Source organism: Vibrio sp. Y58_MX_L22, assembly GCF_024181865.1.
Taxonomy (GTDB): domain Bacteria; phylum Pseudomonadota; class Gammaproteobacteria; order Enterobacterales; family Vibrionaceae; genus Vibrio; species Vibrio alginolyticus.
In genome coordinates this window covers 261,019-276,488 of record NZ_JAMZAN010000006.1, presented here as the reverse complement: position 1 = coordinate 276,488, position 15,470 = coordinate 261,019, and the positions used below count along the sequence as shown (strand labels likewise).

The following is a 15,470-nucleotide window of genomic DNA, read 5'->3' as shown; positions in this document are numbered from 1 at the left end:
ATGGGCAGTGATAACTCTGCTCTTTATAAGTGCGATAAGTGCGACACTTCCATCAGAGAGTATTACCAATATTTTTCGGCACGTATGTGTTGAGTTAAATTTTTCTGCTAGCCAACAAAAGAGTGAACTTTTATTCATTATGGGTGTTATATTATAACAGTCGGTAAGAGGAGCTCAGATGTACCACCACCAGCAAAAAATACTAAGATATTGGTATCGCACTGCTTTATTTTTCAGTGTTGCGTTGCTGATCGCTTGGAACTTTGCGGTTGTACTTCATCAAGTCGATCTGACGCCCGACCATCATACCCATCATCATTGCCAATTATTTTCTGGTGTTCAGCACGGTATAGCAAAGGTACAACCTACCCTCTCTACACCGACTTTTACGCGCGCCCAGCATCATCATGTTTTTTTGCATCTCGTGTACGGCGAAGAAGTTCTTGGCGCTGCTCGTGCCCCTCCTTATTTTGCTTAATTTCCAAACTATTCCACACTCAAAATTATTGAGTTCATTCCCGCACCTAGTGTGTCAGGGAACAATAACTTAGTGAAACTCGAATCTGAGCAATACCGCCTTTGGTTAATGCCAGTAAAATTAGGAAAAATACAATGTCATCAAAACACGTTTTAGCCCTTGCTATTGGCCTCACTTTATCGACAGCAGCGAATGCAAACGAATACCGCCAGCATGGTGCTCATGTGCATGGTCACGTCGAGTTTAATATCGCCCAAGATGGCAAAGATCTGTTAGTAGAGATTACAGCTCCTGGAGCTGATGTTGTGGGTTTCGAGCATGCTCCAGAAAACGCGCAACAAGAGCAAGCGCTTAAACAAGCCGTCGCTACACTCGAAGACAGCAACGCATTGTTCGCTATTAACTCACAAGCTGATTGTAATATTGAAGAAGCTTACGTGAGCCACAACCTAAGCGAAACTCATGAGGAACATGATCATAGTGAGCACGACCATGATGACCATGCACATCACGATCATGAAGGGCACGAACACCATGATCATAATGAACATCATGATAAACATGACCACCATGACGCTCATGATGAGGCGCACGATCATGGCGGTCACGGTGAATTTTCGGTGCAATATCGCTTCAGTTGCGAACAAGTTAATCAGCTTAGCCAAATCCAAACCGATTGGTTTAACCAATTCCCAACTACAGAGTCCATCAGCGTCAATATATTCACTGATACCATGCAATCAGCAATTAAATTAAGCAAAGATAACACCCAAATCGTAATCAAATAACACGAGTGGCGTGTAAGTACCCACTTACACGCCACAGCTTTGGTGATTTAATATGACTGAAACCACACCAAATGTTGTCGAGCTAGAGGATGCCCAATTTTTCTGGCCCGGTTCAACCAACGCAACCATCCACATTCCCAAATTACACATTACACAAGGCGAGCATGTGTTTATCAAAGGTCCAAGTGGCTGCGGTAAATCGACCTTGCTCGCTTTGTTGACGGGGATTAACACATTAACTTCAGGCTCTCTATCTGTACTCGATACTGACCTTGCTAGTTTAAGTGCCAGTCAGAGAGACCGCTTTCGCGCCAATCATATTGGCTACATCTTTCAACAGTTCAATTTATTGCCGTACCTTAACGTACTTGAAAACGTATTATTGCCATGTCAGTTCAGTAAAATACGACGTGACCGTGCCCATTTAGGTGCCTCATCTCAAACGTTAAATGAACAGGCTCAGGCCCTACTAGAACGACTGCACTTGCCAAACGAGCTTCATACACGCCCTGTCTCTGAATTGAGTATTGGTCAACAACAACGTGTGGCTGCGGCTCGAGCTCTGATAGGACATCCAGAGTTAGTGATCGCTGACGAACCAACCTCAGCTTTAGACTATGACAATCGTAAAGCATTTATTGAGCTCCTTATGGAGCAAGCGAATCAAGCCAATGCCACACTGGTATTCGTTAGCCACGACCCAACACTCGAACCCTTATTCGATCGCACGCTCAATCTACCCGACATTAATCAAGTATCTAGCCTAGGAGCCATATCATGAGTGCTGTTGTAAAGCTCGCCTGGAAAAGCTTGATGAACCGCAAAGCGACGGCAATTCTAACCATCATGACCGTTGCGATTTCAGTGGTACTCCTCTTGGGCGTCGAGCGTATCCGAACTCAAGCCAAGGATAGCTTCGCCAATACAATTTCAGGCACAGACCTCATTATTGGTGGACGTTCTGGGCAAGTGAACCTATTGCTCTATTCTGTGTTTCGTATTGGTAATGCGACCAACAACATCGATTGGAAAAGCTACCAAGAGTTTGCCAATCATCGTTCAGTCGATTGGGCTATTCCAATCTCGCTTGGCGACTCGCATAAAGGCTTCCGAGTTATGGGAACCAATCACAGTTACTTTGAGCATTACAAGTTTGGAAGTAAGCAACCACTAACATTCAGCAAGGGTAGAGAATTCAATGGTTTATTTGAAACCGTGCTAGGTTCTGATGTCGCTAAACAACTTGGTTATGATATCGGTAGCGAAATCATCATTGCCCACGGCATTAGCGACGTTGGCTTTAGCCGTCATGATAATCTGCCATTTAAAGTTGTCGGTATCCTTGCACCTACAGGAACACCAGTCGACAAAACTGTCCATGTATCATTGGAAGCCATCGAAGCCATTCACGTCGGATGGGAAAGTGGTGCGCGTTTGGGCCCGACACCCAAGGCACAAGATCTCAAAAACAGAGACTTTCAGCCCAAACAAATTACCGCTATGCTCGTTGGTTTGAAATCTCGTATTCAAACTTTCGCCCTGCAAAGACAAATTAACACCTACCCCAAAGAGCCGCTTAGCGCCATTATGCCCGGCGTTGCGTTGCATGAGTTATGGGGAATGATGTCTGTTGCAGAGCAAGCCCTAATGGCAGTATCTGGTTTTGTCGTGATTGCAGGGTTGTTAGGTATGTTAAGCAGTCTATTAACTAGCCTACAGGAACGCCGCCGTGAAATGGCGATTTTGCGTGCCATGGGAGCAAGGCCTCGTCATGTTTTCTCACTCTTAATTAGTGAAGCCAGCTTGCTTACTGCTGCTGGTATTATTACTGGCGTTACTGGGCTGTATGCCATTCTTGCTATCGCGCAGCCGATCATCCAACAGCACTATGGAATACATCTCACCTTAAGCATCTTATCTACTTATGAGTGGATGCTATTAGGTTTCGTACAATGCGCTGGTATTGTGATTGGTTTCATTCCCGCACTCCGCGCCTACCGACAGTCACTGAGTGACGGAATGACAATAAGGATTTAATAAAATGTGGAAAAAAATACTCGCAAGTTGCTTGCTGGTCATCGCATTCACAGCGCCTGTTATGGCCAGCGAAGAACCATTAAAGCTTGACTGGATTGACCTTGTTCCAGAAAAAGAGCGTAAATTGTTCGACAGTATAGGCATGCCCGCATCTGATCACAGTGGTGGCGCAGCGCAGCAATCCAAGATTGGTAACGTTCGACCAGAACTGAACGGAAGCCAAGTTAAAATTCCGGGGTTTGTTATCCCACTTGAAGGTGATGCCGATACCGTCACCGAATTTTTATTGGTGCCATATTTTGGAGCTTGTATTCACGTGCCACCACCGCCTCCAAACCAGATCATTTACGTGAAGTTTCCGAAAGGCGCGCCTGTTCAAGAGTTGTGGGATGTTATATATGTGGTTGGAACGTTGAAAACCGAGACGATAAACCACGAACTGGCAGAAACGGCTTACGTTATTGAGGGATCAGAAATAGAAGCCTACGACGATATGTAATTTAAGTCGTCGATAAGCCTCGCTACACCTAAGGCGTCACACTGGCGCCTTTTTTAGCTTTGTGCTACACGATATAACGAGATAAATACGCTAACACGCCCACATAAATAACCAAAAGAAACGCTATCGACAGGTGCTTTTTGAGTTTACCTGCTTCTGAGAACTTCATAGCCCCTCCAAAATAACGATAACAATTTTAACAACTCATTATCATTTTGAATAGCCCTATTCGTTCAAAAACTGAGAACTCCTGTCTGGTCGCTTGGTCAGATAAGGTGTAAATTTAAACGTGCGAACCGCGCAGTTCTTGGTAGGAAAACGAATGGCAGACCCGACAAAGCAACCTGTTGTCATCGAACATCAGTCAGACACAAAAAAAAATACGCAACAAGAAAAGAAACAAGGCTACATAAAAGACAGTGCTAGTAAGGTAAAAACCATAGCCCAAATACACGGTCTTGACGCCTTACTGCAAACCGAACCGCCAGCCAAATCTGCGTTTGAAAGAGCCCAATTGCGAGAGCAAAGACGCCAAGAACAGCGACAAAAAAACTTAGAACAGATTTTAAAATTAGCGCACAGTTCATGCCGAGATGAGACAGCGGGAGAGCCAGACCAAGATTGGTTGCATCGATTTTTTGAGATGGCTCAAGACATCCATAACAGCGCGATGCAAAAGCTATGGGCTCAAGTGATGAAGCGTGAAGTAACCAATCCGGGTTCAACGTCCATGAAAGCGTTGAAAACCCTCAAGGATATGTCACCAAAGGAAGCACAAACTCTGCAAAGAGCCGCCTCTTTAGCGTGCAGTTTTGGAGGGGATCACAGCAGAAAACTGCTGATTGGTTACAAAGCGCAAGGAGGTATATTTAGCTTCGGCAAGCGAGACGTCGCCAACAGCCTAAATATGGGAAGTTTTCAACTGCCGTATTCAAGCTTGTTGCTCTTATTTGAATTAGGGCTGCTGCACAGTGCCGAACTTGAATCTGGCGAAATTAGTATCGAGACACCGTTGGTCCTCACCTACCAAGGTAAAAACTTGTCACTGAACGTAAACAGTAAAGGTGTCCGCCTTTTATATTACCGCTTCACACCCACAGGTAATGAGCTCTGTACCTTGCTCGGAAACAAACCACATGCCGAATACTACGATCAAATGCTTGCACTGTTAAATCATAGATTTAGTGTCCATAGTGAAGCTAAAAGTACGGTTTATCATACCGTCTAGCCAGCTTGAGAAGCATTTGATCACCTATGATCCAAATACTTCTCAAGCAGCTCAAAGAGCTTTAGGTCACCTATGATCTAAATGCTTTTTTATCGGATCACACCGCGTTGTTTAAGATCGATTAAGCACAAATCCACCAGCTCATCGACACTCTTTTCTCCCGCGGGCAAATCGATTTCAGGGTTCTCTGGCGCTTGATATTCCGAATCAATACCAGTGAAATTAGGAATCTCTCCCGCACGGGCTTTACGGTATAAACCCTTAGGATCTCGACCTTCGCAAACCTCTAGAGATGCATTGACATACACTTCGATAAACTCGCCTTCTGGCAATAAATCGCGTACTAACTTCCGCTCTGCACGATGCGGTGAAATAAACGCCGACAGAACAATTAAACCCGCATCTGCCATCAACTTCGCCAGTTCACCAATACGACGAATGTTCTCGCGACGGTCCTGTTCAGAAAAACCTAAATCGCTACACAAACCATGTCGTACATTGTCACCATCCAATAAATAGGTGTGGTAACCCAATGCTGCAAGGCGATTTTCCAACGCCCCTGCTACGGTTGATTTACCCGCTCCAGATAAACCAGTGAACCACAATACGGCAGGTTTTTGCTTCTTTAATTCAGCACGAAACTGTTTATCAACCGAATGCTGGTGCCAAACAATGTTTTCATCTTTTACCGTCGTTTCGGCAGTCATAACGTATCCTTGTAAATATCGGAATTAAAACGGGAAAAAGACCGGGATCAAAGTAAGTACTAATACAGAGTACACAATCGAAATTGGCACTCCAATTCTCACGTAGTCGGTCAATTTGTAATTTCCTACGCTGTACACCAGCAGGTTAGTTTGGTAACCGTAGGGAGAGATAAAGCTCGCACTCGCGCCGAACAAAACCGCCATGATGAATGGCATCGGATCCACGCCATAACCCACCGCCATGCTATAGCCGATAGGAAAAGAAAGCGCAGCCGCGGCATTGTTTGTCACCAATTCAGTGAGTACCAATGTCATGATATAAGTCGCCACCAAGGCACCAAATACTCCCCAGCCATTAAACGCTTCAATAAACATCACTCCCATTCTTTCTGACAATCCAGAAGAGATCATCAGTTGAGCAATAGACAAAGCGGAACCGACAATCACGACGATATCGATCGGAAAACGGCGGCGCAGTTCTGAAATCTGCACAATACCAAACGCAATAAGCGCGATAAGGTACGCAGCTAGACCTTTAATAATCGGTACTAACTCTAATAGAGCGCATCCAATTACGGCTGCAAAGCCCAGTAATACAATGGAAGACTTATTCGTATCAAGCCGAGCGCTAGAGTCCAAGTCATGCACTAAAACAAACTCTTTACGATGAGCTCGGCGTTCAGACTCAAAACGCTTTCCTGGAACCAGAACTAACGTGTCTCCTGGCGCTAAGGTAATGCTACCCAAGCCACCTTCTAGGCGTTCGTGGCCTCGGCGAATCGCCACAACAACGGCATCGAATCGGTCGCGGAATCGGCTCTCTTTGAGGGTTTTGTAGCAAAATGTCGCCGACGAGCTCACCACAACTTCGATAAAGTTTTGCCCATTTAAGTGCTGCTGACCAAACAACTTGAGGCCCGGAATTTCTTGCAGGGTCGCGACGCTCTCAACATCGCCACAAAATAACAGGCGGTCTTTTGCATTGAGCACAAAATCCGGTCCCACAGAAGAAACAGTAACACCATCGCGCACCACTTCTGCAAGAAACAGTTTGCGCAGCGCACGTAAATTATTCTCGCTGATCGTACGCCCAACTAGCGGTGATCCAGGCTCAACGCGAGACTCAAGAAAGTAAGGTAAATCTTCTTGGTTTTGATCATCATAATTCGGTAGCAAGTAGCTCAGTGGGATAAGAATCAGCATCCCTCCCACCAGCACAGCCAAACCTATCATCGTAGGTGTAAAAAAGCTCAGGCTCGGTAAGCCTGCGTCTTCGACAAAGCTGTTGATGATTAAGTTAGTCGACGTACCAATCAAAGTTAACGTGCCACCAAAAATGGCGGCGTAAGACAAGGGAATAAGTAATTTCGAAGGTGCATGCTGCTGATTACGCTTAATCGCCCCAATCAATGAGACAACCACAGCGGTATTATTCGTAAATGAAGAAAGCAAGGCGGTCGACACACCGAGCTTAGCAATCACGCTGCCTAACTGGCCCTCAGAGATACTTCGGCTCACCCAACTGATCAGCAGTGTTTTTTCTAGAGCACAGGATGCAAGAATCAATAGAACCAGGGTTAACAATGAAGAGTTGGTAAAATTGGATGCGATAGTGGCTGAATCCATCATCCCAGCCATGAATGCAATAAAAGCGGCACCCGCAAAGACGTAACTAGGCTTAATTTTCGTGACAAGCAAGCAAGTGATAATGCCAAGCAAAATCGCTAACACAAACCCTTGTTCCCACATAGCCTTTCCTTACCAAATAGCCCCAAAGGGCACAACAACGACTCATTTATCCATGAAACACCGACAAACGAGTAAACAGACAAAAATCAGCGCAAGCGAAAAGAACATCAGAATGCTCGGTTTTCTTGGGCTCCACCGAAGCATTCTGGTATTAGGAGAATACCTAACGACATTTCGCAATTCAGTTAGGTAGCGACGCCCCAAGTACAACAGCAGACAGAGCCTGAAATTATCGTACTTGGGTAAGCCAGTTACTTTTTCAGAAACTGGCTGACGTCTTTTGCTTCCCAGTGTGGGAAGTGTTTACGGACAAGCGCATTAAGCTCAACTTCAAACGCAGAGATGTCCGTCAAATCGCGCTCAACCACGGCGAGGCTCTCTTTAACCATGCCAGCACCAACCGTCACGTTTGTCAGACGATCGATAATGATAAAGCCACCGGTATCTGCACAGTCTTGATAATTGTCCAGCGCGACTGACTCATTAAGAGACCATTCACACAAACCAATACCATTCAATGGCAGCTCTGCCGAGCTATGAGTCGAGAGATTATTAATGTCATATTGATGACGAATCGCTTCAACATGACCTACGGTTTTCTTACCTGCGATTTTGATGTCATAGTCACGACCCGGTTGCAGGGGTTGCTCTGTCATCCACACCACATCGGCAAGCAAATGGTTTGTGGTTTCCACTTGAGCATTATCTAGAACAATCAAATCTCCACGGCTAATATCGATCTCATCGCTTAGCGTCAGAGTGACAGCTAATCCGGCACGAGCTTCTTCGATATCACCATCAAAGGTCACAATACGAGCCACAGTTGACGTTTTACCCGATGGCAATGCTTTAATGGCATCACCGACTTTGATCGAACCAGAAGAAATGGTCCCCGCAAAACCACGGAAATCGAGGTTAGGACGATTAACGTATTGCACAGGGAAGCGGAATTCACCCGCGCCTTTTTCTTGATCCACATCGACCGTTTCAAGAAGCTCAAGCAATGATGGGCCTTTAAACCAAGTCAGGTTTTGGCCTTTATCCACCACATTGTCCCCTTCAAGCGCTGAGATCGGGATGATTTGAATATCAATATCCCCTGTCAGATTCTCAGAGAACTTCAGATACTCATCGCGGATCTCTTCAAAGCGCTCTTGGGAGTAATCCACTAAGTCCATCTTGTTGATCGCCACAACAAAGTGCTTCAAACCCAAAAGGTTGGAAATGAAAGAGTGACGACGAGTTTGATCGAGAATGCCCTTACGTGCATCAACCAGAATCACAGCTAAGTCACATGTCGATGCGCCTGTAGCCATGTTACGTGTGTACTGCTCGTGTCCAGGAGTATCTGCAATGATGAATTTACGTTTCTGCGTCGAGAAATAGCGGTAAGCCACATCAATCGTGATCCCCTGCTCTCGCTCAGCTTGTAAGCCATCGACCAACAACGCAAGGTCGGGCTTTTCACCCGTGGTACCCACACGTTGGCTGTCTGAATGCACTGCCGCTAGCTGATCTTCATAAATTTGTTTTGAGTCATGGAGTAAGCGACCGATTAATGTACTTTTACCGTCATCCACCGAGCCACAAGTCAAGAATCTAAGTAACGACTTGTACTGGTGTTGTGTTAAATAGCCTTCGATACCAAGCTCGGCTAATTGAGCTTCAACTGCACTGTTCATTATCTTTCCTTAGATCCTTTAGAAGTAACCTTGACGTTTCTTAAGCTCCATCGATCCTGACTGATCGTGGTCGATCGCTCGGCCTTGGCGCTCACTCGACGTTGCCACCAGCATCTCTTCAATAATGCCAGTTAAAGTGTTTGCTTCAGACTCGATGGCCCCGGTCAATGGATAACAACCAAGGGTACGGAAGCGCACACTCTTCTCTTCAATCACTTCACCCGGTTGAAGCTCCATACGATCATCATCAACCATGATCAGCATGCCATCGCGTTCAACAACTGGGCGTTTGTCCGCGAGGTAAAGCGGCACGATCTCGATGTTTTCTAAATAGATGTATTGCCAGATATCAAGCTCAGTCCAGTTAGACAGCGGGAATACACGAATGCTCTCACCCTTATTAACCTGACCGTTGTACGTCTTCCATAGCTCAGGACGTTGGTTTTTAGGATCCCATGTATGGTTCTTATCGCGGAATGAATACACGCGCTCTTTCGCCCGTGATTTCTCTTCGTCGCGGCGCGCACCACCAAAGGCCGCATCAAAACCGTACTTGTTCAGCGCTTGTTTTAAGCCTTGAGTCTTCATGATGTCAGTGTGCTTAGAAGAACCATGAACAAACGGACTACAGCCCATGGCTAGACCTTCTGGATTCTTATGTACCAAAAGCTCAAAACCGTATTTGGCCGCGGTGCGATCACGAAATTCAATCATCTCGCGGAACTTCCAATCGGTGTCGACATGCAGCAATGGAAATGGAATCTTACCTGGGTAAAAAGCTTTACGCGCAAGGTGCAGCATCACTGATGAGTCTTTACCAATCGAATACATCATGACTGGGTTATCAAACTCAGCCGCAACTTCACGGATGATGTGGATACTCTCCGCTTCGAGTTGTTTAAGGTGAGTTAAACGTTGTTGGTCCATGTTTTGTATTTCCTTTTTAAGCTTGAAGGCGCATTACGTCTCTAATCTTTGGTCTGAAATTATATGGAGTTGGCAATAGCACTTTTGTTGAATTCAGTACTAGACAAAAACCAGTCTAACTTTTGAGACAGTCGCACAACCTCTCCGACAACAATCAAAGATGGCGACTGTGCTTCCTTCGATAAATCAGAGAGTTGGGAGAGTTCTCCCGTAAATACTTTTTGTTGAATCTGCGTGCCACGCTCAATAATGGCAATCGGAGTCGACGCTGAACGACCATGCTTAATGAGTTGATTCTGAATATAGTGTGATTTCATCAGCCCCATGTAGATCACTAAAGTCTGATTCCCACGCGCCAACGTGGACCAATCCATCTCATCACTTTCTTCTTTCAAGTGGCCAGTCACAAAGATGGCCGATTGCGCATAATCACGATGAGTCAGTGGAATACCAGCATAAGCGGTTGCGCCAGCTGCTGCGGTAATGCCAGGGACAACTTGAAAACGAACGCCGGCATCAGCAAGCACTTCTAACTCTTCACCACCACGACCGAATACAAACGGATCCCCACCTTTAATGCGCACTACTTTGTAGCCCTGCTTGGCAAAATCCACCAAAAGCTGATTCGTCTTCTCCTGCGGCACACTGTGATGCCCAGCTCGCTTCCCAACGCACACCAAAATCGTATCGCTTGGAATCAATGCCATGATTTCTTCAGACACCAAGTAGTCGTACAAAACCACGTCAGCTTGCTGCAAGCAGTTCAGTGCTTTCACCGTCAGAAGTTCAGGATCGCCTGGTCCTGCACCTACTAAGGCAACTTCACCAGGCTGTAGCGATTGCTTTGCAAAACGAGTAACACCAGCGACTGGGTTGTCAGAAACTAACCGGGGCTTTGGTTTAGGAAAAGAAGTGACTGAATCGTTCGTTGCCATGTGCTTGCTCATCGTCCATTGATATCGTTATGCAAGCATTATGGCGGGGCGTTTATATTACCTGAAATTCTAAAATTTCATTTTTTATTCAAAAATCTGCTAAGAAGTTTTTGTTTGGTCTCATTCAAAAGCGTGAAAAAGTCGGCGGTTAATATGAATAAGGTTCAGTAAACTGATTAATGTTCACAGTTTTCTGTATCTTTATCATCGAGTTGCACCTGTGTTTGATACATTACGCAGTACGATTTCCCCTTATCATTGAATTGGAGCACCAAATGAAAGTGGCAGTTCATCCTATTTCCCTCGCAGTTTTAAGTGGCATGCTAACGCTTGCTGGCCCAACAATGGCCGATACCATCAAGCTTCGTATTATCGAAACCACCGACATTCACACCAACGTGATGGATTACGATTACTACAAAGACCAACCATCACAGCAAATCGGTTTAAGTCGCGCAGCGACAATAGTGAAACAAGCTAAGTCCGAGACAGAAAACACAGTACTAGTAGATAACGGTGATTTAATTCAGGGCAGCCCAATGGGCGATTACATGGCGGCAAAGGGGATTAATCCCGGCGACGTGCACCCAGTCTACAAAGCGATGAACCAGCTAGACTACGATGTGGGCAACATTGGCAATCATGAGTTCAACTATGGCTTAGATTTCCTACAAACGACGTTGAAGGGGGCAAACTTCCCTTACATCAATGCAAACGTATTTGATAAACAAACCGGTGAGCATTACTTCAAGCCTTACCTCATCAAAACTCACACATTTACAGACACAAACGGCGAAGCGCATCAAATAAAAGTGGGTTACATCGGCTTTGTACCACCACAAATTATGGTGTGGGACAAGAAAAACTTAGAAGGCAAAGTCTTTGCTAAAGACATTAAGGAAACAGCTGAGAAACTGATTCCTCAAATGAAGAAAGAAGGCGCAGACGTGATTGTGGCGATTCCACACTCGGGCATTTCTACTGATCCATACAAGCTAGGCGCTGAAAACTCTGTTTACTACCTCACAGAAGTTGAAGGTATTGATGCGATTGCTTTTGGCCACTCTCACGCCGTCTTCCCAGGGAAAGACTTCGCAAACCTACCTGGTGTTGATATAGATAAAGGGACCATCAATGGTGTAACGTCCGTGATGCCGGGCCGCTGGGGAAGTCACGTAGGTGTGATGGATTTGATGCTGAAAGAGAAAGACGGCAGATGGCAAGTCGTCGAAGGCCAAGCAGAAGCACGCCCTATCTTCGATAAAGTAAATAAGAAGTCATTAGCTAAAGCCGATGCAGATATTGTGAAAGCGTTAGAAGAAGATCACAAAGGCACTCGTGAATTTGTAAACCAACCAATCGGCAAAGCAAATGATGTCATGTACAGCTTCTTGGCATTAGTGCAGGACGACCCCACCATTCAAATCGTTAACCTTGCTCAGAAAGACTACGTAGAACGCTTTATTCAAGGCGACCCAGACCTTTCTGACATTCCAGTACTGAGTGCGGCAGCACCATTTAAAGTCGGCGGTCGTAAGAACGATCCGAATAACTTTACAGAAGTAGAATCCGGTCAGCTCACCTTCCGTAATGCGGCCGATCTTTACTTATATCCAAACACCTTGGTTGCGATGAAAGTGAAAGGTAAAGAAGTTCGCGAATGGCTAGAGTGCAGTGCGGGTCAATTCAACCACATCGACATCAACAATCCTAAACCGCAATCTTTGATTGATTGGGATAATTTCCGTACTTACAACTTCGATGTTATTGATGGGGTTAACTACCAAATCGACGTTACCCAACCGCCGAAGTACGATGCGGATTGTAAAGTGATTAATCCAGATTCTCAGCGTATTGTGAACCTGACGTTCAATGGTAAGCCTGTCAATCCGAAGCAAGATTTCATCATCGCAACCAATAACTACCGTGCTTATAGCAATACTTTCCCTGGTACAGGCCCAGATTTCATTGCGTTTGACGCACCAGATGAAAACCGCTCTGTCGTCGCCACTTATATTTCTCGCGTGAGTGAAGAAAAAGGAGAAGTGACACCAAGCGCTGACAACAACTGGTCTTTCGCACCGATTAAGTCCGATAACAAGCTAGATATTCGTTTCGAAACCTCCCCTAGCGATAAAGCGGCGCAGTTCATCAAAGAGAAAGGACAATACCCAATGAAACGCGTGTCAACAGACGACATTGGTTTCGCAATTTATCAAATCGATCTGAATAAATAAGGTTGATTTGACAACAACACTAAGCGGCTCTCATGAGCCGCTTTTTTGTTACCAATAAAACCCGTTAAAATAAAGAAAACCGTTTCTGAGTTATCACATGCACAGCGATCTTTTTTCAGACTTAGTCAAACATGGCTTTTTAGAGACAGAAGCAAACCAACTTATTGAAAATGGTGAGTTACTCGAACTGCCTACACGCCACATTCTTAATCACCAAGGGGAGTTTAGCTCACACCTTTACTTCATCATTGAGGGGTTATGCCACGCAAGCTATCTTACTGAGCACGGCAAAGAATTCAGTAAAGAATTTTATTGGGAGAAGGACTGGGTTATCGGGTTTGAGAGCATAATAAAGGACCAACCTTCGCCTTACTTATTGGAAACGCTGAGCGCTTGTCAGCTATTTTGCTTGCCAATTGAAACGTTGCATCACTGGCGAGCAGAAAAGCACGCCATTTACTTAAAGCTACTCGAAAACCAACTGGTTAATAAAGAGAACAAAGAACGCTTTATGTTGCTCTACTCTCCAGAAGAACGATATCAATTATTTTGCGCTCATTACCCAGATTTAAAGCAACGTATTACCGATAGTCAAATTGCGGCCTACCTGGGCATTACGCCAATCAGTTTGAGTCGAATCAAAGCACGCTTAACCAAAGATCACACTCTCAAATAAACTCAAAAAAGAAAAAGCTCTTCAAACGAAGAGCTTTTTCTCTGCTATTTGAGCTATTTAAGAATTCGCGCCCGGAATTGGCGCCCTTTCATCTTGCCGTTACTAATGGTCTGTAGAGCCTTTTTAGCCACAGACTTTTCGACGGCAACATAAGCGCGTACAGGGAATAGGTGGATCTTTCCGACTTGAGAGCCTGGAATACCATTTTTTCCTGTCAAACAACCTAAGATATCACCCGGTCGTACTTTCTGTTTCTTACCGCCATCAATGTTAATCGTCACCATCTTCGCTTGGTATGGCTGCTGATTTGATTTGGCAGGCAATGTTGCTGGTACCACGTCCATCTCTAGGTATTCTTCAATACGAGCTACACGTAAACCGTCTTTCTCACCAAAAAAGCTGAACGCTAAACCTTTACTACCCGCACGACCTGTACGACCAATACGGTGCACATGAACCTCAGGATCGCGCGATAGCTCAAAGTTAAAGACAGCATCAAGATTATCAACGTCCAAACCACGCGCCGCAACGTCTGTTGCAACAAGGATAGACACACTCTTGTTAGCAAACTGCACCAATGCTTGGTCGCGTTCACGCTGCTCTAAGTCCCCATGGATATCGATAACGCTGAATCCTTTGTGATGCAACTCATCTGCGACACTTTGCACTTCTTTTTTGGTATTACAAAAAACCACCGCGGACTCTGGCTGGTGAGTCAGCAGCAAATTCGACAACGCTTCATCACGTGCTTCCGAGCCTTCAACTTTATAGAAGTACTGCGCAATGCTTGAGGTATCATGCGTCGATTCCACCTTAATCACTTCCGGTGTCTGCATTATACGCTGCGCAATTTGCTCAATTTTTTCTGGAAAAGTAGCACTGAAAAGTAGAGTTTGACGCTGCTTTGGCGCTGCATCGATGATTGCATCTAATGCGTCTTGGAAACCCATGTCCAACATGCGGTCAGCTTCATCTAGCACCAAGGTATTCAGTTCGCTAAGATCAATTCGGCCTTTTTCAAGGTGATCCAAAATACGACCAGGAGTACCAACTAGGATATGCGCACCATGCTCTAACGAACCAATTTGTGGCCCCATTGGCATCCCACCGCAGAGAGTAAGCACTTTAATATTATGAATGCCGCGACCTAAAGTACGAATTTCCTTCGCTACTTGGTCTGCAAGCTCACGTGTTGGACACAATACTAATGACTGGACACGAAAGCGTTTGACGTTGAGGTTCGATAAAACCCCTAAACCAAATGCAGCGGTTTTACCTGAGCCCGTTTTACCCTGCCCGATGACATCACGATGTTTTAGGATTGCAGGCAAGCTCAAAGCTTGAATTGGCGTCATGTGGGTATAGTTCAGGGAATCAAGTGTGGCGAGTAACGCTGGGTTCAGCCCAACTTGATCGAATGTTTGTTTGCTCACGGGGATATCCTCAGGTGAGATGGAAAGAGGGCACATTATCACCAGATTTGGTGGGAAAACCAGTGCTAATTAACCTTTGTTAATGAGTATGAGC

14 protein-coding genes are annotated in these 15,470 nt (G+C 45.3%); 8 read left to right on the top strand and 6 right to left on the bottom strand.

The window, feature by feature from the left end; translation table 11 throughout:
• Positions 1-178 precede the first annotated feature (178 nt).
• The 6 genes from NL626_RS16000 to NL626_RS15975 all read left to right on the top strand — a co-directional run bounded on the left by NL626_RS16000 (position 179) and on the right by NL626_RS15975 (position 5,030).
• Positions 179-478: a DUF2607 family protein gene (locus NL626_RS16000; RefSeq protein WP_080996158.1), complete on the top strand. Its 300-nt coding sequence runs from the start codon at positions 179-181 to the stop codon at positions 476-478.
• A gap of 134 nt (positions 479-612) precedes the next feature.
• Positions 613-1,266, top strand: coding sequence for a DUF2796 domain-containing protein (locus NL626_RS15995; protein ID WP_033906016.1), 654 nt, complete (start codon positions 613-615; stop codon positions 1,264-1,266).
• A 52-nt stretch (positions 1,267-1,318) separates the two neighbouring features.
• Positions 1,319-2,047 carry an ABC transporter ATP-binding protein gene (locus tag NL626_RS15990; RefSeq protein ID WP_042522447.1) on the top strand — a complete coding sequence of 243 codons (729 nt, stop codon included), beginning with the start codon at positions 1,319-1,321 and terminating at the stop codon, positions 2,045-2,047.
• Positions 2,044-3,303, top strand: a complete 1,260-nt coding sequence (locus NL626_RS15985; RefSeq protein WP_005379602.1) for an ABC transporter permease — start codon at positions 2,044-2,046, stop codon at positions 3,301-3,303. The genes NL626_RS15990 and NL626_RS15985 overlap by 4 nt, the downstream gene beginning before the upstream one ends.
• 4 nt (positions 3,304-3,307) lie before the next feature.
• On the top strand, positions 3,308-3,802 hold the full coding sequence (locus NL626_RS15980; RefSeq protein WP_253657528.1) for a DUF3299 domain-containing protein: 495 nt from the start codon (positions 3,308-3,310) through the stop codon (positions 3,800-3,802).
• A gap of 322 nt (positions 3,803-4,124) precedes the next feature.
• On the top strand, positions 4,125-5,030 hold the full coding sequence (locus NL626_RS15975) for a TIGR03899 family protein (protein ID WP_253657527.1): 906 nt from the start codon (positions 4,125-4,127) through the stop codon (positions 5,028-5,030).
• A gap of 89 nt (positions 5,031-5,119) precedes the next feature.
• Here NL626_RS15975 and cysC read toward each other — a convergent pair whose 3' ends face one another.
• The 5 genes from cysC to cobA form a co-directional block, all read right to left on the bottom strand.
• Entirely contained in the window at positions 5,120-5,737 is a 618-nt protein-coding gene (gene cysC, locus NL626_RS15970; protein ID WP_005379598.1) for an adenylyl-sulfate kinase, read from the bottom strand.
• A gap of 24 nt (positions 5,738-5,761) precedes the next feature.
• The gene (locus NL626_RS15965; protein WP_005379596.1) at positions 5,762-7,486 is read right to left on the bottom strand and encodes an SLC13 family permease; all 1,725 of its coding nucleotides are present in this window, start codon (positions 7,484-7,486) and stop codon (positions 5,762-5,764) included.
• A 251-nt stretch (positions 7,487-7,737) separates the two neighbouring features.
• Positions 7,738-9,168 carry a sulfate adenylyltransferase subunit CysN gene (gene cysN / locus NL626_RS15960; protein WP_017633444.1) on the bottom strand — a complete coding sequence of 477 codons (1,431 nt, stop codon included), beginning with the start codon at positions 9,166-9,168 and terminating at the stop codon, positions 7,738-7,740.
• 18 nt (positions 9,169-9,186) lie between these two features.
• Positions 9,187-10,095, bottom strand: coding sequence for a sulfate adenylyltransferase subunit CysD (gene cysD, locus NL626_RS15955; RefSeq protein ID WP_005379592.1), 909 nt, complete (start codon positions 10,093-10,095; stop codon positions 9,187-9,189).
• 59 nt (positions 10,096-10,154) lie between these two features.
• Positions 10,155-11,030, bottom strand: a complete 876-nt coding sequence (gene cobA / locus NL626_RS15950; protein WP_031780800.1) for a uroporphyrinogen-III C-methyltransferase — start codon at positions 11,028-11,030, stop codon at positions 10,155-10,157.
• A 275-nt stretch (positions 11,031-11,305) separates the two neighbouring features.
• Between cobA and cpdB the strand changes: the two genes are divergently transcribed.
• Positions 11,306-13,267 (top strand): 2',3'-cyclic-nucleotide 2'-phosphodiesterase, encoded by a 1,962-nt coding sequence (gene cpdB, locus NL626_RS15945; protein WP_195723064.1) that lies wholly within the window; start codon positions 11,306-11,308, stop codon positions 13,265-13,267.
• 97 nt (positions 13,268-13,364) lie between these two features.
• Positions 13,365-13,943: a Crp/Fnr family transcriptional regulator gene (locus NL626_RS15940; protein ID WP_017820293.1), complete on the top strand. Its 579-nt coding sequence runs from the start codon at positions 13,365-13,367 to the stop codon at positions 13,941-13,943.
• A 53-nt stretch (positions 13,944-13,996) separates the two neighbouring features.
• Here the strand turns inward: NL626_RS15940 and dbpA are convergent, their stop codons facing one another.
• Entirely contained in the window at positions 13,997-15,376 is a 1,380-nt protein-coding gene (dbpA, locus tag NL626_RS15935) for an ATP-dependent RNA helicase DbpA (protein ID WP_154204877.1), read from the bottom strand.
• Between the last annotated feature and the right edge of the window lie 94 nt (positions 15,377-15,470).